At 45.4% G+C, this 19,152-nt stretch carries 17 protein-coding genes and 1 pseudogene; 13 read left to right on the forward strand and 5 right to left on the reverse strand.

Annotated elements, in window-relative coordinates; translation table 11 throughout:
• The first annotated feature begins 5 nt into the window (after positions 1–5).
• Together AF333_RS13975 and AF333_RS13980 are read left to right on the forward strand one after the other, a co-directional pair.
• The gene (locus AF333_RS13975; RefSeq protein ID WP_052811723.1) at positions 6–1,955 is read left to right on the forward strand and encodes an McrB family protein; all 1,950 of its coding nucleotides are present in this window, start codon (positions 6–8) and stop codon (positions 1,953–1,955) included.
• Entirely contained in the window at positions 1,945–3,183 is a 1,239-nt protein-coding gene (locus AF333_RS13980) for an McrC family protein (protein WP_043064104.1), read from the forward strand. The genes AF333_RS13975 and AF333_RS13980 overlap by 11 nt, the downstream gene beginning before the upstream one ends.
• Before the next feature lie 85 nt (positions 3,184–3,268).
• On the opposite strand, the gene putP is transcribed toward AF333_RS13980, so the two are convergent.
• Positions 3,269–4,762 (reverse strand): sodium/proline symporter PutP, encoded by a 1,494-nt coding sequence (gene putP / locus AF333_RS13985; protein WP_043064105.1) that lies wholly within the window; start codon positions 4,760–4,762, stop codon positions 3,269–3,271.
• Between the two features lie 303 nt (positions 4,763–5,065).
• Positions 5,066–6,238, reverse strand: a complete 1,173-nt coding sequence (locus AF333_RS13990; protein ID WP_043064106.1) for a tetracycline resistance MFS efflux pump — start codon at positions 6,236–6,238, stop codon at positions 5,066–5,068.
• Between the two features lie 259 nt (positions 6,239–6,497).
• Between AF333_RS13990 and AF333_RS13995 the strand changes: the two genes are divergently transcribed.
• The 5 genes from AF333_RS13995 to nagB all read left to right on the forward strand — a co-directional run bounded on the left by AF333_RS13995 (position 6,498) and on the right by nagB (position 12,762).
• Positions 6,498–7,937 (forward strand): NAD-dependent succinate-semialdehyde dehydrogenase, encoded by a 1,440-nt coding sequence (locus tag AF333_RS13995; RefSeq protein ID WP_043064107.1) that lies wholly within the window; start codon positions 6,498–6,500, stop codon positions 7,935–7,937.
• 401 nt (positions 7,938–8,338) lie between these two features.
• Positions 8,339–9,643 (forward strand): ABC transporter substrate-binding protein, encoded by a 1,305-nt coding sequence (locus AF333_RS14000; RefSeq protein WP_043064108.1) that lies wholly within the window; start codon positions 8,339–8,341, stop codon positions 9,641–9,643.
• Between the two features lie 71 nt (positions 9,644–9,714).
• Entirely contained in the window at positions 9,715–10,617 is a 903-nt protein-coding gene (locus tag AF333_RS14005; RefSeq protein ID WP_235356011.1) for a carbohydrate ABC transporter permease, read from the forward strand.
• A gap of 30 nt (positions 10,618–10,647) precedes the next feature.
• Positions 10,648–11,466, forward strand: coding sequence for a carbohydrate ABC transporter permease (locus AF333_RS14010; protein WP_200894925.1), 819 nt, complete (start codon positions 10,648–10,650; stop codon positions 11,464–11,466).
• A 531-nt stretch (positions 11,467–11,997) separates the two neighbouring features.
• Positions 11,998–12,762 carry a glucosamine-6-phosphate deaminase gene (gene nagB / locus AF333_RS14015; RefSeq protein ID WP_043064277.1) on the forward strand — a complete coding sequence of 255 codons (765 nt, stop codon included), beginning with the start codon at positions 11,998–12,000 and terminating at the stop codon, positions 12,760–12,762.
• Between the two features lie 300 nt (positions 12,763–13,062).
• On the opposite strand, the gene AF333_RS14020 is transcribed toward nagB, so the two are convergent.
• Positions 13,063–13,629: an alpha/beta fold hydrolase gene (locus tag AF333_RS14020; protein ID WP_052811724.1), complete on the reverse strand. Its 567-nt coding sequence runs from the start codon at positions 13,627–13,629 to the stop codon at positions 13,063–13,065.
• Positions 13,630–13,809: 180 nt separating this feature from the next.
• Between AF333_RS14020 and AF333_RS35240 the strand changes: the two genes are divergently transcribed.
• The 4 genes from AF333_RS35240 (at position 13,810) to AF333_RS33665 (ending at position 16,205) form a co-directional block, all read left to right on the forward strand.
• Entirely contained in the window at positions 13,810–14,049 is a 240-nt protein-coding gene (locus AF333_RS35240) for a hypothetical protein (RefSeq protein WP_235496443.1), read from the forward strand.
• 58 nt (positions 14,050–14,107) lie between these two features.
• Entirely contained in the window at positions 14,108–15,223 is a 1,116-nt protein-coding gene (locus AF333_RS14025) for a chymotrypsin family serine protease (protein WP_043064110.1), read from the forward strand.
• A 173-nt stretch (positions 15,224–15,396) separates the two neighbouring features.
• Positions 15,397–15,756, forward strand: a complete 360-nt coding sequence (locus AF333_RS14030; RefSeq protein ID WP_043064111.1) for a hypothetical protein — start codon at positions 15,397–15,399, stop codon at positions 15,754–15,756.
• A 272-nt stretch (positions 15,757–16,028) separates the two neighbouring features.
• The gene (locus AF333_RS33665; protein WP_158502290.1) at positions 16,029–16,205 is read left to right on the forward strand and encodes a hypothetical protein; all 177 of its coding nucleotides are present in this window, start codon (positions 16,029–16,031) and stop codon (positions 16,203–16,205) included.
• A 133-nt stretch (positions 16,206–16,338) separates the two neighbouring features.
• Here AF333_RS33665 and AF333_RS37435 read toward each other — a convergent pair.
• Positions 16,339–16,464 (reverse strand): annotated as a pseudogene (locus tag AF333_RS37435) (zinc ribbon domain-containing protein); the annotation flags it as partial.
• Between AF333_RS37435 and AF333_RS35250 the strand changes: the two are divergent.
• Both AF333_RS35250 and AF333_RS31810 read left to right on the forward strand, forming a co-directional pair.
• The gene (locus tag AF333_RS35250; RefSeq protein ID WP_235496444.1) at positions 16,446–16,700 is read left to right on the forward strand and encodes a hypothetical protein; all 255 of its coding nucleotides are present in this window, start codon (positions 16,446–16,448) and stop codon (positions 16,698–16,700) included. The pseudogene AF333_RS37435 and the gene AF333_RS35250 overlap by 19 nt on opposite strands.
• A gap of 1 nt (position 16,701) precedes the next feature.
• Positions 16,702–16,866 (forward strand): hypothetical protein, encoded by a 165-nt coding sequence (locus AF333_RS31810; RefSeq protein ID WP_080787577.1) that lies wholly within the window; start codon positions 16,702–16,704, stop codon positions 16,864–16,866.
• Between the two features lie 127 nt (positions 16,867–16,993).
• On the opposite strand, the gene AF333_RS14035 is transcribed toward AF333_RS31810, so the two are convergent.
• Positions 16,994–19,150: an ATP-binding protein gene (locus AF333_RS14035; protein WP_235496448.1), complete on the reverse strand. Its 2,157-nt coding sequence runs from the start codon at positions 19,148–19,150 to the stop codon at positions 16,994–16,996.
• Positions 19,151–19,152 lie beyond the last annotated feature (2 nt).

Genomic DNA, 19,152 nt, shown 5'->3' on the forward strand with positions numbered 1-19,152 from the left:
AATTGATGGAGCGATTGATAACGTGGATACAAGCCTATTTGAGTGATAAAGAGGCCCTTGAACAGGCACAGAGGATTGATGAGCTGCGTAAAGCGTTCCTTGCCCATTTCGGTGAACTCGAAGCGTTGCGCCGCAAAGAGATAACGCTGCTGCAATTCAAGAAAACGCTGGATCATAAAACGAAAAGCAAGCACCAAATCCATGGCAAAAAAACAAATATATGGGGATTTAGCGGGTTCTCCGGACAGATGTTCTTTAATCAAATTTATAATCAGGCGGCATATGTGGACATGACGGCAGAATTAACGGATGCATTTCTTGAGGCAGTCCAAATCTCTCCCGATCAGACGCATGATAGCTGGACACAGGATAAACTTGCTGGCTTTGCGGACGTCATTCGCCAGACACAAAAAGTGGCGCTGGAAAAAGGGTATCCATCGCAAAAGTGCGCGTCCATCAAATTCACGACCTTCTTTCTGAGCTTTTTCTGGGGATTACAGGATCTTGAGCATTACCCGATTTATTATAAAGCGGCTCGTGAAGCGTTGACGTACTTTGGATATGATCCGGACGGCAGAGACAAGCCGTTCGACAGTTCCGCCTATCTCCGCTTCACGCGTTGCCTGCGGACGCTCCGTGATGAGATGAGTAGATTAACCGACAAGGTATGGAGCGTGCCGGAGGTGCAGCATTTCTTGTTCTATGTTTCACGCCGCCTCGAAGACACGGAGATGATAGAAAGCGGGGACACAGGGAATCTGCGGGAGTCAAGAGCTGCACAGCGGCTTGTCCGTCTGCTTCGTGAGCATAACTTCATTGTTTCATACGCCGAAGAAGTGGAGAGCGTACCGGATGATGTGCCGGAAGAGTTCAGGAACAAAATTATCTGGCGCTTTGCGGGTACGGAAGGAGAGACAACGTGTGCGTACGTGTTCGTTTGGGATATGCCCTCCGAATACATTTGCACTGTTTACGAAGAAAATGAAGAAGGATTTTTGCGCAGGCTGCATAGCATTGAAGCGGAAGATGAGCGGACATTTCTGACAAAGCTTCATGTTTATCTGTCACGTAAAGGGGACGAACGGCGCCAGTATACGCTCGGTGACGCTGCGGTGGATACGTACCTTGAACGAGAAACACTCGAAGAATGGCTTGATATTCTTTATGAGCGAAAGCAGATGATTATATATGGTCCGCCGGGTACAGGAAAAACATATACCGCACAACGGTTGGCGAGAATTATGACCCAGAGCGAACGGCGAATCTGTTTGGTACAGTTCCATCCTTCTTATACGTATGAAGAATTCATTGAAGGCGTACGCCCGGAAGTTGCCGAAGATGAGAGCGGGGCCGCTCATATGAATGTGACCGTTAGACCGGGAATCTTTCTTGAGTTGTGTAATGAAGCGCTCAAGCAGGAGAATCGAGACTGCGCGTATGTACTCATTATCGATGAGATGAATCGTGCCAATACGGCCAAAGTATTTGGAGAGCTACTGTACGCGCTTGAATATCGTAATTCCGCTGTTCCGCTTCCGTATTCGAAGAGTAAAATGGTTGTTCCTGACAATATATATATCATTGGAACGATGAATACAACGGACCGTTCGTTAGCCCAGCTTGATTTCGCGTTACGCCGCCGTTTTCCGGCCATATATGTCTCGTCGAGTGAGTCGGAGCAGATTTTGCGCAAGTATTTAGAAGAGCACCATTCTGATATGGCATGGGTGGCCCGGCTCGTTCGTCGGGTTAATGACAGAATTGGTAACCCGGATTTTTTTCTTGGACACAGCTATTTTATGAATCGAAGCTTGACCCCTCAGAAATTGCGGCGCATCTGGAAGTATGAAGTCATTCCATATCTTGAAGAGTATTTTGCCTATGAACCTGAGCGAGTCCGAGAGTTCGACCTGGAGGCGCTGCTGGACGACGAGGGGGATACCAGTGACGATTGATAAAGCATTGTATCATCTTAAGGAATATGAAACAACGACTGGTGTTGTTCTGTCAGCTGAAAGTGTTGCACAACTGCGCAAGACATTCGGGGCCGTACTGACGCTTCGTCCAGGTCCCCGAGAGACATGGGACGTAACAGCTTCCTCCTATGTTGGACACATCGAACTCTCCGACGCTATTTTTCACATCAGGCCGAAGCTTAAGGTAGAAACGCTATGGAATTGGCTTACCTGGGCATATGATATTTCTTCCCTGCGTTTTCAGCCTCCAGTTATGTCGGTAGGTGAGCTTACGGGCAACTCCGAATGGCTTGTCCTGTTTTTTATCAAGGAATGCTTTGCCATATGGCGTAAAGGTTTGCGGGCGGAATATGAACAGCAGGAGCAGGCGATAGGTGAAGTGCGGGGCCAGCTGCGGGTGGCTCCGACGCTGCAGAAATGGATGAAGCAGGAGTACCGCTTCGTCTGTGCGTATGATGAACCAACATGGCAGGTAAAAGAAAATAAACTGCTTTATGCCGGAATACGGCATATGGTACGGAAGCGATATCGGAATGAAGAGATCGGGAGAGAGCTTGAAAAGCTGCTTCGTTTATTTGAGTCAGTAGAGAAGGGACAGATGGAGAGGGTGACATTGCCTGTCTCTGTTTCTGAGCAAGTAGCGGAGCTTGCGCGTGTTCGGATTACGCGCTTGAATCGACAGTATGCTCGGGCGCTTTCCTGGCTTACATTATATTGGAAGATGACACAACTTTCCACACACGAAGGGAACATATTTTGCGATAGCTTTATCCTCGATATGAATGAGTTGTTCGAGCGATATATTGCGCGTCGTCTGGAGGAAGGACTTCGCATGTACGGCATTGAAGTGCAAACTCAGCCTCGCTACTGGCTGGCTGAAGCCAACCGTCTACGTATTATACCTGATCTGATTCTGAAAAACCGTTCAGGACGGGAAATCGTATTGGATGCCAAATATAAAACCCGGACGGAAAGATCAGGAAACCCGGACGTATACCAGATGCTTGCCTATATGACCGCACGAAGCACTTCTTCAGGAATCCTGCTGTATGCGGCCGGACTAGAGCGGGTCGATAAGATCAGAAACACAGACAAAAAAATATATCAGTGGAGTCTTGGAATAGACGAGTGGACGGATCGAGAATCTCAGGATGAACGGTTCGAACGTATCGTTCAACATATTGTTTCCATGCTAGAAGAAAAATAGCTATCAAGGTATCGTCCCTTTAATTATCGAAATTAAATAAAGAAAGAGGTTTCCCTTATGTTGTCAGGGAAACCTCTTTTTCATATCATGCTCTGGCTACATTGTTTTTTGTCTCTTCGATAATCGTCTCTTCCATTTCTTCGAACGTATTCCTTACGGAAGCAACAGGCTCTTTCGTTGCCAGGCTTACGAGAATAACAGAAGCCAGGCTGGCAAAGAAACCGGGAATCATCTCATATACTTTATCTGTCAACCCGCTTTGTACCCAGAATATAACAGTAACCGCACCGACAAGCATACCGGCCAGCGCTCCCCATTTGGTCATTCGTTTCCAATATAGGCTTAAGAGAATGGCCGGACCGAAGGCAGAACCAAATCCTGCCCATGCGTAGCCCACAAGCCCAAGAATAGTCTCGCTTGCGTTAAACGCAAGTGTAATGGCGATGAGCGCAATGACCAGAACGGATGCACGGCCAATGAATACAAGCTCCTTATCCGTCGCATTGCGGCGGAAAAATGATTTGTAGAAATCTTCTGTCACCGCACTTGATGTAACAAGAAGCTGAGACGAAATCGTGCTCATAATGGCTGCAAGAATCGCTGCAAGCAAGAATCCTGTAATCAGCGGATGGAACAGGATGTTGGAGAATTGAATGAAAACCGTTTCCGGGTCAGTTAGTGTTGCTGCATTTTTCGAATAGTACGCAATGCCGACCAGTCCGGTAAACATAGCGCCTATAATCGAGACAGCCATCCAGCTAATACCGATACGGCGTGCCGGTTTCAAATCGTTGACCGATGTAATTGCCATGAAGCGCACGATAATGTGTGGTTGACCGAAGTAGCCGAGTCCCCAGGCCAGGAACGAAATAATACCGAGTACCGATGTTCCCTTAAATAAGTCTAGAAGTGAGGGGTCGATGCTGCGAATTTCGTTAAACGTCGCCTGAAAACCGCCTACATCGGTAAGCGCGACAATCGGAACGAGCACAAGGGCAATAAACATAATACAGCCCTGTACGAAATCTGTCCAACTTACCGCCAGAAAACCGCCAAACAGCGTGTATGCCACCACGACGCCGGCTGTTACGAATAACCCGATTCTGTAATCGAGGTGAAATGAACTCTCGAATAAACGTCCGCCTGATACCATGCCAGCCGTCGTATACAGCGTGAAGAATACGAGGATAACCATAGCAGAGGCGAAGCGAAGAACTTTGGTCTTGTCCTTGAAGCGATTCTCCAAAAAATCGGGAATGGTAATCGAATCATTGGCCACTTCCGTATACGTACGCAGTCGTGGTGCAACAACCAGGTAATTAGCGTAGGCGCCGATAAGTAGGCCAATCGCAATCCATGCGCTGGACAAACCAGTGGCATACATAGCGCCAGGAAGGCCCATGAGCATCCAACCGCTCATATCAGAAGCTCCGGCGGAAAGTGCGGTGACGCCCGGACCCAGGCCGCGCCCGCCCAGCATATAGTCGGATAAATCCGTGGTACGTCGGTATGCCCAATATCCGATTAGGAGCATAAGAATCATGTAAGCTACAATTGAAATAAGTATTTGTACTTGCAAATAAGTGTCTCTCCTTCTTTCGATTATCGTTTGAATGTGTGCTGAATCTTCGTTCCTATCCGCAGTGTTGCTTACGGGTTACTACACTACCAGACGATACTTTTCGTTTCAAGGCGCTCAAACTTGAATTTTCAGGCAATATTCTCTTGGCAGGTATTGATACTATAAAGATGAAAACGCTTACTAAAAAAAGAAAAAGTAAATCTTATATGAATTTTCTTTCTGGGATAAAGATGCAAGTATTCAATAATAAGGTAATATAACAAAAGCCGTAGTCAGAAATATGACTGCGGCTTTGCTTAATCAGACAGGTAATGAAGTTTTTTGTTCTTTTCTCATATAAAAGCGATACAAAATAAACGCAATGGCGGATACGATGAGACCCGAGATATATGGCAGGCCGATTTGCATCGAATATAATGCTCCACCAATCGGAGGACCCGCAATGCGCCCAAGTGAGTCGAACGATGACAGAAGCCCGGTGGCGCTGCCTTGCCCAACTTCTGTTCGCTTTGTAATAAGCGCCGACACGCTTGGACGAATTACCCCGTTGCCAAGGCCGAAAATCGTCAGGAAAATCGCCGCAGTCACAAAGCTGTTCGTCAAAAGAATGAGGCCAAATCCGATAGCGGACACGACAAGCCCCATCTGAATGACTGCGCCTTCCCCGAATTTTTTTGTCAATCTGCCTACCAGTCCGCCCTGTACGATCGCACCTGCCAGTCCCATAATCATGAAAATATAGCCAAGATTCGTCGTACCGATGCCTGCGCGGGCAAATGCGAAATAGGCAAACGTTGCTTCAAGCCCTGCCAGAGAAAAAGAAACGAAGAATTGTAGAATATACAGTACGGATGTTGGACCGTTAAACGCTTTCCAGCGGGACTCTTTTGTGCCTGACGTGCGAACGGTACGCTTTTCCGGCGGAAGAGATTCTTTTAAGAAGAACAGAACGAATAGAAACGTAATAGCCGAAACGGTTCCGGCGATGAAGAACGGCGTACTTAAGCTTGTTTTGGAAAAGATGCCCCCGATGGCTGGACCGAAGATAAAGCCAAGCCCTACCGCCGCTCCGATAATGCCCATACCTTTGCCTCTGTTTTCAGGCGTGGTAACATCAGCTACATATGCCATCGTAGTTGGCATATTGGCTGATGATAGAAAGCCGGCAAGAATCCGTGCCGCAAATAGCATCCATAACTGTGTGGAAACAGCGAACAGAAAGAAGGACAACGAAAGCCCGGCGATACCGATAAGCATGACCGGCTTGCGTCCGATTCGATCGGATATTCCACCCCACATTGGAGCGAATATAAATTGCATAAGTGAATAAACGGCCATCAGCCACCCGAGCTGTGCCGGAGTCGCGCCGAGTTGTTCTGCAAAGAACGGCAGCACCGGAATGATAATGCCGAAGCCCACCATAACAAGAAACATCACGGCAAATAAAATAGGAAGCGCTCTCTTAGTATTCATTTTTTACACCTCATTGCAATGACTCCATACATTTCCTTGTTATTACTAATCTGAGTGTGATTATACGACTTAAAGGTCTATATAGTCAAGTGTGACTAATATAAGTATCATATCATCTGTTTTATTGCAGCATTCTATATCGATGTGCTAGCGAATCGAAAACCTTGCAAAACCAGCAGGAAGTAAGGGGCGGTATAGAGAAGGTTGAAAGGGATAAGCCCGAATCTGGCTTACGAAATCTAATGGTGGGGTGATACGAATGGAAAAATATCAACTGTTTATTAACGGGGAATGGCAAGACGCAGTATCCGGCGACTTCTATGATGTTATCAATCCAGCCACAAGCGAAACGGTAAGCATTGCGCCGTATGGAGATGAACGCGATGCGAAAAAAGCGATTGATGCAAGTCACGCCGCTTTTCGTCAGTGGGCAGAACTGCCGGCTTCCGAACGCGCTTCCATCATGATGCGGATGTATGAGTTGATGCTAGAGCAAAAAGAAGAGTTAGCCCGCATGATTTCACTTGAGATGGGTAAGCCGATTCGGGAATCGCGCGGTGAAGTAAAAATTGCAGCTGATTATGTATTGTGGAATGCGGAAGAGGCGAAGCGCGTCTATGGTAAGACGATCCCCGGGAGCGCCAAGAATAAACGACTGCAAGCGATTCGTCAGCCAGTCGGTCCGGTTGGAGCCATTACACCATGGAATTTCCCATTGTCTATGGTTACGAGAAAAATCGCGCCGGCCCTTGCCGCTGGCTGCACGATCGTATTCAAACCGGCTAGTCAAACGCCAGGCAGTGCGGTGCAATTTTTCAAAATCGCCGAGGCAGCAGGCGTTCCAAAAGGTGTTGTTAACCTTGTTATCGGTAGTTCCAGCAAAATAGGCAACACGCTTTTGACCGATAAACGCATTCGTAAAATTACGTTTACAGGATCAACGGAAATCGGAAAACAATTAATGAAACAAGCAGCGGATCAAGTGAAGAGGGTGTCCATGGAACTGGGCGGTCATGCGCCTCTCATCGTATTTGAGGACGCGGACTTGGAGAAAGCGGTGGAGGGAGCCATTGCCAGCAAATTCCGTAATAGTGGTCAAACATGCATTTGCGCCAACAGGGTGTATGTTCATGAGTCGATTCAGGAAGAGTTTACCCGGTTGTTTACACAGAAGGTAGAAGCGATGAAAATAGGCAACGGTTTAGAAGAGGATGTAGAGCTTGGTCCGGTCATTGACCAAGCTGCGGTTGATAAAGTAAAGAGCCATGTAGAAGATGCAGTCAAGAAAGGTGCGCTCGTTGCTACGGGTGGACGGGAATATACGCCGGACGGTGGGGAGAAAGGTTTCTTCTATGCACCGACTATTCTGACCGGTGTTAATGAGGAGATGCTCATTTCATATGAAGAAACATTCGGGCCTGTAGCACCGGTATTTACGTTCCGTACTGATGAGGAAGTGATTGAAAAGGCGAACAATACGATTTATGGGCTGGCAGCCTACTTCTTTACAAAAGATTTATCCCGCGCTACCCGTGTCGCCGAAGCGCTTGAATATGGGATTGTCGGAGTAAATGACGCCGTTCCGACTACTGTACAGGGACCGTTTGGCGGCATGAAGGAAAGTGGAATGGGACGCGAAGGCGGACCGGACGGGTTAGACGATTTTCTGGAGACCAAGTTTATTTCGACTGTTATTTAATAAAGCAAGTAGGAGGCGCTTCCGAAAACGGAGGCGTTTTTTTATGGTTAAGAAAGGAACAAAGCAGCTTTTCGATGGCTGCTTTGTTCATTGAAAAAATCGGATTATTAGGAGTTTCTTTTCTTCTTGTCTCTTCGGTTAAGAACGACTCCGACAATAATCCCTATAAGGATAATCAACCAAATGGCTGCGGCTGTACCGAAAGCCAAATAAATCATTCCCATATCATATCACCTTGCTGTATACGTGATCGACTCGTCTCTTTTATTTTACCACAGAAGATGAATCCTATCATACATAGAAACACATTTTGTCGTATTACAATGAATAGATTTAAAAGTAGAAAAAAGTGGTAAGTGGAAATAGCTACATAGTTTATGCATTTAGAAAGGAGTGTACTCATGTATCACATTCGTAAACGAATAACTGTCGTGTCTTTGTGTTTGTTGCTTATGTTTTTGCTAACCTCATGCGGGAGCGGTTCAACATCCGCTCCAGCCCAGGATAACCCGGAGGGAAGTGGTGAAGTAAAGCTGAATATGTGGGCACATCAGGGACAGGAAAAAGAGGTCGCGTTCTATAAAAAGCGTATCCAGGAATTCAATGAAGCATATAAAGGAAAAATTAACGTCAATTTGCAAATTATCCCGAGCGGTGCTGGTCATGCGTACGAAGATAAAATCAATGCCGCTGTTACAAGCGGAGGATTGCCGGACATTCTTGATATGGATGGACCGTTTGTTGCCAACTATGCAGCGACCCGCATTCTTGCTCCGCTTGATGAATATATTGATGAAACGGATAAAAAAGATTTTGCATACTCTATCATTCAGCAGGGTACATATGAAGGAAAATTGTATGCGCTCGGAGCCATGGAGTCTTCACTTGTTCTCTTTTATAATAAAAAATTGCTGAAAGAAGCGGGAATTACGCCACCGGACAGTCTCGATAAAGCCTGGACCTGGCAGCAATTCGCCGATAACGCGAAAAAGCTATCCAAAGAGGGGCGCTATGGCGTCACGCTTAATATGAATCTTGGAGTTGGAGAGTGGATGACATTTCTCGGGTCTGTATTTGTCTGGTCGAACGAGGGGGAGTTACTCGCGCCAGATAAGAAAAAGGCAGAGGGATATGTGAATGCTCCAGCTTCCGTGGAAGCGCTTCAATTTATTCATAAGCTGTTTGCGGATAAATCAGCCAATATCTCGGATACTCCAACTGATTTTGAAGAAGGACGCGCCGCAATGTCGATTCAGGGGCCATGGATTATACAGGGATTCGATAAATACAAAGACCTGGATTGGGGCATGACATATCTGCCATACAGCAAACAAAAAGTATCGGCATCCGGCTCCTGGGCGTTTGGTATCTCAGCGCAAACCAAACACCCGAAGGAAGCGGCAGAAGTCGTTAAATGGATGACCAATAAGGAGTCGGCAGTCGAAATTTCCAAGCAGACCGGCATGCCACCAGCGCGCGAATCCGCATTTAAAGAACTACCGCAGTATAACGAGCTGCCGCTAAAAGTCATCAAAGATCAGGTGCTTAATACGGCGCATGCCCGTCCGGCTACGCCTGCATATCCTGTTTTGAGCGCGAAATTCGCAGAAGCATATCAAGCGGCCGCCATGGGGCAAAACGTGAAGGAAGCATTGGATAAAACGGCGCAGGAAACCGACCGGGAATTGCAACGTTTTAGCCGGTAATGGTAGAGAGTGTACGCGCTGCGTACACTCTTTTTCTTCCATATACGGATTGGGAAAGGAGGCTTTCTATAGTGAAACAAAAAAAGAAAAGGACAGGTCGCAGCCGATTTATGCGGTCATTGCCCGGTTATGTGTTCAGTGCGCCAGCACTTATTCTTTTGTTTGTTTTTTTGCTTCTACCTGCTTTGATGGCTCTTTATTATAGCTTTACGAATTATTATTTGCTTTTACCTGATCAGACGAAATTTATTGGCACAGAAAATTATGTGCGGCTACTCGAAGATAAACTATTTCTTCGTTCGCTCGGAAATACGTTTTTGTTTGTAGGACTGGTCGTACCATTGCAAGCTATCACTGCCCTTATGCTTGCTTTGCTGGTCAATCAGAAGCTCAGAGGAATTCGTTGGTTCCGGGCTGCATTTATCGCACCTGTTATGACATCGATGGTCGTCGTCTCCATTCTATGGACATTTATCTACAATCCAACGAATGGACTGGCGAATGCCGTACTCGACATTGTCGGACTCGGCCCATTTGAATACCTCACCAGTCCGACGCAAGCGATGCCTTCGATCGTATTGATGTCAGTCTGGCAGGGAGCGGGGTATCAGATGATGATTTTTCTCGCCGGACTTCAGGATATTCCGGAACATTTGTATGAGGCCGCCTCTATCGATGGGGCAAGCACATGGCAAAAATTTCTCCATATTACGCTGCCGGGGTTGCGCAATGTTATCGTCTTCGTTGCATTGATTACGTTAATCGCCGCCACCAAGTTGTTTATCCAGCCGTTTGTCATGACACAGGGAGGACCGCTGGATGCAACAAAAACGCTTGTCTATATGGTTTATGAAGAAGGGTTCAAGTTTCGTGATGTCGGTTATTCTTCAGCGATTGCTATCGTATTTTTTGTGATTGTGCTTGTTATCTCCATCGTTCAGCGCAAGCTGGTAAAAGAAACGCAAGAATCATAAGAAGGTGAAAATATGCATCGGTATTCTCGTATGCAAACGATTTTGCTTTACATCGTATTACTGCTGCTAGCCACAGCTTTTCTGTTTCCACTGCTCTGGATGATCGTTTCCAGCTTTAAGAATGAAGCACAAATTTTTGCTGATTTGCGTTCTTTTAAAGCTTTTGTTCCTACTTCCTTCTCACTGGAGAATTACCATCAAGTGTTTGCCCGCATTCCTTTTCTGCATTATGTGTGGACGAGTGTACTGTATGTTACACTCATTATGCTGTTTGGGCTTTTGGTCAATGCGCTTGCAGCCTATGCATTCGCTCGGATGAAGTTCAAAGGGCGGGACGTACTGTTTGCGATAGTAGTAGCGCTTATTATCGTACCGTTCGAAAGCATTCTGCTGCCGCTCTACATTGTTGTGGACGAATTCGGCTGGCTGAACTCCTATACGGGGTTGATTGTGCCGTTTATTGCAAATGCTTTTAATATTTTTATGTTTCGCCAGTTTTTTCTTAATCTGCCGCGTGAACTGGAAGAGTCGGCCCGCATTGATGGCGCATCAACGCTGCGCATCTTCTTTCAAATCGTTGTGCCTGTTTCGAAGCCGGTATTTACAACGGTCGGCATCCTTACTTTTATTACCCATTGGGGAGATTTCATGTGGCCGCTCATTATGACGACAGATGACCGTGTACGTCCCCTGCAGGTAGGAATGCAATTTTTCTTTCATCAACCGCCTGTACAATACGGTCAAGTCATGGCAGCACTAACGATGGCGACGTTGCCGCTTCTCATCGTATTTATCTTTTTCCAGCGTTATATTATTCAGGGAATTGCACAGAGCGGGATGAAAAATTAAACAATGTACTAAAACTACAAAATCACACTTGTTGATTATTCGTATATTGGAATTTATAAGATGCACGCCGTACACGTCCTGCTTTTCTATCCATCTATGGATACCAAGGGTGTTGATTGTTCGGAGAGGAAAAGACTACTACAACGGAACACAAACAAGGCTCTTCGTCTCCCTCTTCGGGTCTACCCAGATGTTTTGCGGTAGGGTCCCGCCTGGCTAGGGCAAAAAGCGGCCCTCTACGCTTCTGTGCGGGAGACGAACCGACGCCCGTTTGGGGCACGGTGTGGTGGCTATCTTTTCTGGATAGTATTGGATAATCAACACCATTGCTACAAAATGAGTCGTCACCCTACCAATATTGGACGATTATGTGTAATATATAGGTAACTTTGGTAAATTGGCACTCTTCCATGTTTAGTGAAAAAAGAGGAGGGAGGTTGGTAAGTATAGCCGACCTCCTTATTGTATGCTGCAGGATTAGGAAGAGCAGTGTTAAGTTATCAAGTATACTATCTTATAGAGGTGATAGAAGTGAATATAAGGATAGTCAAGGATTATCGGATAATTAGCGAAATGGCTGCACGGCATGTATACGATCGCATCCGACAGAAGGGGAAGGTTACGCTTGGCCTTGCCACAGGTGATACACCACTTGGCTTGTATCGCGAACTCCTACGGTTGCATCAAGAACACCCGCTAAACGTCTCCAGGCTCACAACATTTAATCTGGACGAGTATGTGGGAGAGGCGGCTGATTCACCTTATAGCTACCGTTATTATATGAATCAGCAATTGTTTCTCCCACTGGGTATACCGCTTGCTCAGACACATGTTCCGAATGGTATGGCGGCTGATACGAATGCCGAGTGCGAACGGTACGAAGCACGAATGAAAGAAGTGGGCGGGATTGATTTGCAGGTGCTTGGTGTAGGACGAAATGGTCACATCGGGTTTAATGAGCCGGGAACATCGTTTGATAGCCGTACCCATAAAGTAGAGCTGTCCTCTTCGACGCGCGAGGCGAACGCCAAGCATTTCGGTTCCTTGGAGAACGTGCCGCATCATGCCATAACAATGGGAATTACAAGCATTCTTCGTGCCAAGGAAATTCTTCTGCTAGCGAGCGGAAAAGGAAAAGCCCAGGCGATGGTTCATTTACTAGAGGGAGAAGTTACGAATGAGTGGCCGGTTACAGTGCTCAAGCAACATGCGAATGTAACAGTATTGATGGACACGGAAGCAGCCTCCCTATTGTCGGATAAAGTACTTGAAAACATAAAAGTAACACATCGATAACAACCGCCGGGGGAACCGGCGGTTGTTGATGTTTATCTGGCTATATTTCTCGTAAACCATGTGAGTTTTTCGTTGAAGCGTCGGGGATTTTCCCAAAATGGGGGGTGGCTGGTACAAGTGTACAAGGATACATGATTGTGCATAATGATTCGTTGATTATATAGAGTCTGTTGGAACAACACCAGTCGGTCTTCGATTCCGTGCGTAAGCAGAAACGGCTTTGTGATGCGAGAAAGAACAGCTTCTTTTGCATGCTGTGGTGTAAGATATCCGCGACGAACATATGAAGGAACAATGGTGTTATATCCTAGAATAAAATAGTAGTCTTGAACAGTCGATGGGAGAAAAAAGAGATTCTGGACGAATTCCTGCAAGGTGCGGCTGCTCGTCTCTGCATCGTCTGGGACAAGTCCGGGGAAAAGCCGTGTCGCTGTAGATGACATAAAGCGCTTTTCGTTCTCTGTTCCAATAGAAGTGCTCGCCAATACAAGATGAATGCCTGAAATATCGCCCTCCCCTCCCCTCCCCGTAGTATTGAAGATAATCGCATACTAACGCGCCTCCACGTGACCACCCAACAAGAATCGGATGACGTAGCTTCAATGTTTTGATGACTGCTTGAATATCATCGGCGTAATTCTTTGGACTATCGTATTCCTCTATCGGCTTTTCCGACCATCCGTGACCGCGAATATCCATAGCCACTAACCGGAATTCTTTGGCCATATGGGATTGAAGTTGCTTTTTCCAGCATAGGAGACTTTGTGAGAAACCGTGAATGAATACGATCGGTTTTCCGTATCGGTTTCCGGTATCTTCCACATACAAGGCGGTGCCTGAGCCGCCTGTAATATAACATCCAGCCATAACGATACCTCACCGAATGAATGCATCTCATATATATGCGTGCAATGATGCTTATAACAAGCAACAACCTCTTTTTTGTTTAATCTTAAAAAATAGTAATTTGAGTAGGTTATAGCTTAATCATAGTAAGACAAGCGGCCATATTATATTATAATCACACACCTGTTGATTATCCATAGATTGGAAGGAATACGATGCACGCGTCGGCGTGTTCCCTCGTCTTTTTCTCGCAAGGAAGAGATACGGCCGCTTTGTGGCGCCAAGGCCGGACCGGCAAAACATCTGGGCCTCTCCCTCTTCGTGTCTACCCGGATGTTTTGCGGTCCCGCCTGGCTGGGGCAAAAAGCGGCCTTTTACGCTTCCGGGTGGGAGACAAACCGACGCCCGTTTGAGGCACGGTGTGGTGGCTATCCACTCTAGATGGTACTAGATAATCAACACCCTTGTTATAATCATCACTATTTAAAGGAGGATGTAAATGGCTAGCTTTCGTGAAGCTATAAAGCTAAAAGATAAAATTTATCTTAAAATGCTCAACCGCCCTGAAGTTACGGGGATCGGAGTAGGGTACGCAAACCCTAAAATACCGTCTAAAGGCGCAGCACTTATTGTGTATACACATAAAAATTTATCGACTACTAAGAAGTCTTTTTTAAAGGCTATGACATCCACAATTATAAAGGTGGCAGGTGTAACTTCCTCATTCCCGGTTCGATTTATTCCAACTGGGGTTTTTAGGATCAACCCTCCGGCTAGACCAGCACAAATTTATAGAAGTAGATTTCGTCCCGTCCCTGGAGGTGTCAGTATTGGTCAATCAAATCCTCCGCTTACTGGAACAGCGGGAATCAATGTTATTAGAGGTTCACAAGAGTATATTTTGAGTAATAATCACGTTCTAGTCAGGAATAACAGTCCTGTATTTTCTGAAACCATTCAGCCCGGTGCTTCAGATGGTGGGATAAGCGGAAGGGATCGAGTTGGCAGAGCTTTTGAATTTGTTCCCCTTCGTAGAACAGGTCCTAATTTTATGGATGCCGCTATTTCTATTCCAGATAGGAATAGCCTTCTAAATCCACGATACCTTGACGGTCCATCAGGCCGGCTTATTGTAGTTCCAGGTCATCTGCTAAGTTACCGGGTTGGAGAACGTTTCAAAAAAACAGGACGTACTACAGGTTTTGTCAGAGGAGTAGTTGAAGCTATTGGTGTAGTAGTAGATGTGGACTATTCAAGATTAATACCAGCGCTCGGAGTCATACGCTTTTTTAACCAGACAGTAATCAGCACAATCAGTAGTAGACCAATAACTCTCCCAGGTGATTCTGGTTCCGTTTGGTTAAGGGAGAGAGATAACTTTGCAGCTGCTGTTACCTTTGCCGGTTCTTCTGATGGGCTTCGTTCCACTAGCTTTCCTATTCGGTTTGCCATGCAAGCCTTTCGTACAAGAATTGCTAGACCGGCTGGCTCCAATAGATTTACGGCTGGAGCTATCAAAGGTATGCCGCCAAAGAACAACTTTGCTTATGTCCAGCCTCTTACTAAAGCGGAACTGAATCAGATCAGTGTGGTAAAAGTAAACAAATCTAGGTAAGAAAGTTACCCTATTTTTTTTATGAGTAGATACGTATCCAAGCCGTTTCTGTTTGTCTCCATATACTATTACTATTATCAAACTTATTTAAGGGTTGTGATGAATGAATATCAAGACATGAACAAGTTTAAAAATAGGTTTGATTTATTGTAAGAATAAGAGGAGGTGAAATCATGAAAAAAAAATCATCTCTCAAGGTTGCAAAAAAAGCAGGTGTAAAGCACAAAAAAATCATATTAAATGTGAACCGGGCACATATTAGACAGGATGATCTTGGGAACGGATTTCAGCGTTTTATACTTCGGAGTTTTTTTATTAATCCAGGTCAATTTCTCACTCTTACATTAACTGGGGGCTCAGTGGGAGGAAGAGCTAGGGCAATTATCAGTGCTGGATGGAATATTAATTTTAATGTACCCGCATATGCGGTTAGGAGTTTCCCATCAGCACCAGGTACTTGGACACTAACTATTCATAATCCGTCTCCATTTCTAAGGGTAGTATCACCTTATATAATAACTAAGATTACTTAAAGAGAGCAACAGCATGTTTAATGTCCGATAATTTACAAGTTGTAAACTAAAGCAACCCACATGGTTATGCCTATGTGAGTTGCTTTGTTTTTTGTATGCCATTTTCGTAATACGGATGATGCTGAAACAGTATTTCCGTTTCAGGCTGGATAGCAATCCCTAGCATTTATAGGAATAATCTATCCCATTTTTTTATCAGTAGATACTTGTCCAATCATCTTTATTTACTTTACATATAATGTATTAATAAAGATAAGGAAGGAGGGACAGCAATGGTAAAAAGACGTGTAAGAACATCGCAAAGAATAATCACCCATAGAGATCTACGCAATGAAATTAGAAGAAATAGAGAACTCATTAGAGAAAATAGAGATCTTCTTTTCGAAGTTCTTGACTTGTTAGGAAATGAAAATGATTTCGTGGCACGCAGAGCTAAGAGAAGAAAATAAGCACGTAATTCAAGAGCACTCTTGCAGTGCTCTGCTACATAAGGATAAGAGTATTTCTACTGCAATTATACAGATAATTGCCTTTTGCCTTCAGTAAGAATATTCAAACTGGCGTTTACGTCCCTGTCCCATTCGCTATAGAAACCACAGTACGACCATACCACTTTGCTTTGTATTCAAGCATCGTTCTGAATTGATACCAAGGCACTTCGCTGATGGCTTTAGCTATATACATCTGATTTGATACATCGACAAATTCTTGTGGTGAAAGATAAGAAAAGAAGGAAGGGCGGTGGGCGGGAGCGGTCGGAAAAAGACACGACCGCCTTTTTTCTGCCGGGGCGCAGGGCGTATCCACCCTCTCTCTTTCTCCATCCCTCCTCCTTCCAACCACGCTACCTTGTCAAAATATTAAGTGTAACTTATATAGTTGCTTTTTCTATTGAAATTCCTTCTGCATTAGCTGTAGTAAGGCTTTTAGAAGGGGGAAAATAAAATGGCTATAGTCTATGTAACAAATATCAACTCGAATATTGTCTCTGTAATCAACACAGTATCAAATCGAGTGATTGCTACGATACCTGTTGGGAAGGCTCCCGCTGGAATAGCAATTCCCCCTACTCGTCTATCTCAAACATTGGTAAAGCGTCGAAAAAGTTGACGTACTCTACTAAAAAGAAGGTCCGATAACATACCTGTTGATTATCCATCTATGGATACCAAGTAAGTCCATAACATGAAAAAAAGAGTCTGCGCTGCAGGCTCTTTTTTATCCGTAGTATGCTTCATCATACGACGCTTTCTTCTGCTTCCGTTCCGCAGGGCAAAACAATGCGAATGGTTGTCCCTACATCAGATGTTGTTGCGATCGAGATCTCACCACCGTGTTTTTCGATGATTTTTTTAGCAATGCTGGTGCCGAGGCCACTTCCGGTTCGGTTCACTTCTTTCGCCTTCGGCTCACGATAGAACATGCTGAAAATGTTTTTCATATTTTCTTCCGAAATTCCCATGCCATTGTCTGTGATTTCAGCGACTACTTGTCCATTCTCTTCGTAACAAACGATATGGATACGGATTAACTCCTTCTTTCTGGAGTATTTAATCGCATTCCCTAGAATATTTACAAGTGCACGATTCATCTTTGCAGGATCGACGAAGATGAGCGGCAAATCAGAGGGATAATCCGTATGTACTTCAATGTTTAATTCCTCTGCTTCCTTTATTGCCATATCCAATGCGTAATCGAGTAGAAAATCAAGCGTAAGCCATTCTTTTTGCAGAGCAGAGGCATGGATTTCCAATGAAGACAGTTCGAATAAGTCATCGATAAGTTGAATCGTATGATTTGTACGGGCAAGAACGGTGCGCAGGAACTCTTCTTCTTTCTCAGGTGTAAGTTCGTATGCGGCAAGGGCCTGCAGGTACCCTTTGATCGAAGTGAGCGGCGTTTTTAAATCATGGGAGATTTGTACGATAAGTTCAGACCGCGCGTGCTCCGAGTGTTTTAAGCGATCGTACATCTCCATTAATCTTTCATTTGCGGTTTGCAGATCTCTTGTTCGTTCTCCTACCTTCTCTTCCAATTGGTCGGCGCGCTTTTTAAGCTCGCTGATTAGTTGTTGAATCGTATGGCTCATCCAGTTAAATGTATGGGTTAGATTACCGATCTCATCCCTCGACGTCACTTCGATTTGTTGCCGGTAATATCCTTCTCCGCTTTTTTTGATTGCCGTTGTCAAGCGCTTGACCGGTTCCGTTACGGTTCTTGAAAAACGATACGAAAAGAGCACAAGCAGAATAGCACCGACAACGAGAAAAAATAAAAGCTGGAAAATAAAGTTTTTTAGCTGCATATCTGTTTGCTTTGTTGCCTGGGTGATAATCGGTTCCGCGATATCCGCTTCCGGGACATAGAAATTCATCGTCCAACCGCTGTTTGGAATTGCGGCGAACAAAAGATAAGCGTCACCCTTCGCAGAAGGAATCTTTCGCACACCTTTTGTTTTTGCTCCTGCTTCTCGAACAGGGTGGACCAGTCGGCCATCGGAATCAAAGAGGCCGTGCATCGAATGGGTGGAAACTGTATGTCCTGATTTCGATTGATTGCTTGCAATTAATTGGCCCTGTTCGCCTGTAATGAAAGCAAACGCATTCGGTTCGGAAAAGGTCAATGATAGAAATTTGTCGACGATATGATCAAGCGGAAAATCGATTCCGAGCACGCCCCGCAGTTGACCGTTTGGTAGATAAACAGGGGTGCTGGCGGTTACGACCCATTTCCAATGAGTGAGGTCTTCATATGGGCGCGTCCATATAACGCCTTTGCCAGGATTGTGTGCGGCATCAGCAATATAATAAAATTCATAGTTTTGAACACGAAGATCCGGAGGTAGTTGGCCGAGAGACACTTCATATTCAACATTAATAGGTGGGTAAATCAAGAATCCTGATTCAGAAAAACAGAAAAAGGCAGCTTTAACGCTCGGTTCGCTGCGCGGAATCTCCTTAAGCAGCGGTTCTAGCTGTACAGCCACCTCCAGATCTGTTCGCAGACGGGCTGATGGGGAGGCGGCGGAGCTGAGGAAGAGCGATGCATTTCTACTATCGGGATAAGCCAGATATCCCTCTCGCGTCTGCTTGAGAGCGATACGTGCTCCGCTATCAGGCTTGGGGAAGGCAAATATGTATTCGGCCTGCTTTTGGAGCAGATTAAGAGCGGTTTCAATACGGGTGAATTCCGCTTGGTTTAGCTCCGCTTCTTTTTCAAGTAATGCGAGCTTTTGAGCGAGTACACCGTCAATGGCAGTTCGGGTCTGTTCCTCCGTGATGCGGTTGGACAATGACTTAACCTGAATCAGGCTATATAAGCCCAATCCTGTATATGGGAGAAAGGAAAGGAGCGTTGTAAAGCATACGATTTTCAGAAAAAAAGATCGGGTCATTG

Source organism: Aneurinibacillus migulanus (genome assembly GCF_001274715.1).
GTDB lineage: Bacteria > Bacillota > Bacilli > Aneurinibacillales > Aneurinibacillaceae > Aneurinibacillus > Aneurinibacillus migulanus.

Bases quoted from the DNA above. Each gene is read 5' to 3' on its own strand.
- AF333_RS14000 (WP_043064108.1), top strand. From the start codon at position 8,339: ATGTATCACATTCGTAAACGAATAACTGTCGTGTCTTTGTGTTTGTTG.
- AF333_RS13995 (WP_043064107.1), top strand. From the start codon at position 6,498: ATGGAAAAATATCAACTGTTTATTAACGGGGAATGGCAAGACGCAGTA.
- AF333_RS14010 (WP_200894925.1), top strand. From the start codon at position 10,648: ATGCAAACGATTTTGCTTTACATCGTATTACTGCTGCTAGCCACAGCT.
- AF333_RS13990 (WP_043064106.1), bottom strand. From the start codon at position 6,238: ATGAATACTAAGAGAGCGCTTCCTATTTTATTTGCCGTGATGTTTCTT.
- AF333_RS14025 (WP_043064110.1), top strand. From the start codon at position 14,108: ATGGCTAGCTTTCGTGAAGCTATAAAGCTAAAAGATAAAATTTATCTT.
- AF333_RS13975 (WP_052811723.1), top strand. From the start codon at position 6: ATGGAGCGATTGATAACGTGGATACAAGCCTATTTGAGTGATAAAGAG.
- AF333_RS33665 (WP_158502290.1), top strand. From the start codon at position 16,029: ATGGTAAAAAGACGTGTAAGAACATCGCAAAGAATAATCACCCATAGA.
- AF333_RS14035 (WP_235496448.1), bottom strand. From the start codon at position 19,150: ATGACCCGATCTTTTTTTCTGAAAATCGTATGCTTTACAACGCTCCTT.
- AF333_RS14030 (WP_043064111.1), top strand. From the start codon at position 15,397: ATGAAAAAAAAATCATCTCTCAAGGTTGCAAAAAAAGCAGGTGTAAAG.
- AF333_RS31810 (WP_080787577.1), top strand. From the start codon at position 16,702: ATGGCTATAGTCTATGTAACAAATATCAACTCGAATATTGTCTCTGTA.
- AF333_RS14020 (WP_052811724.1), bottom strand. From the start codon at position 13,629: ATGGCTGGATGTTATATTACAGGCGGCTCAGGCACCGCCTTGTATGTG.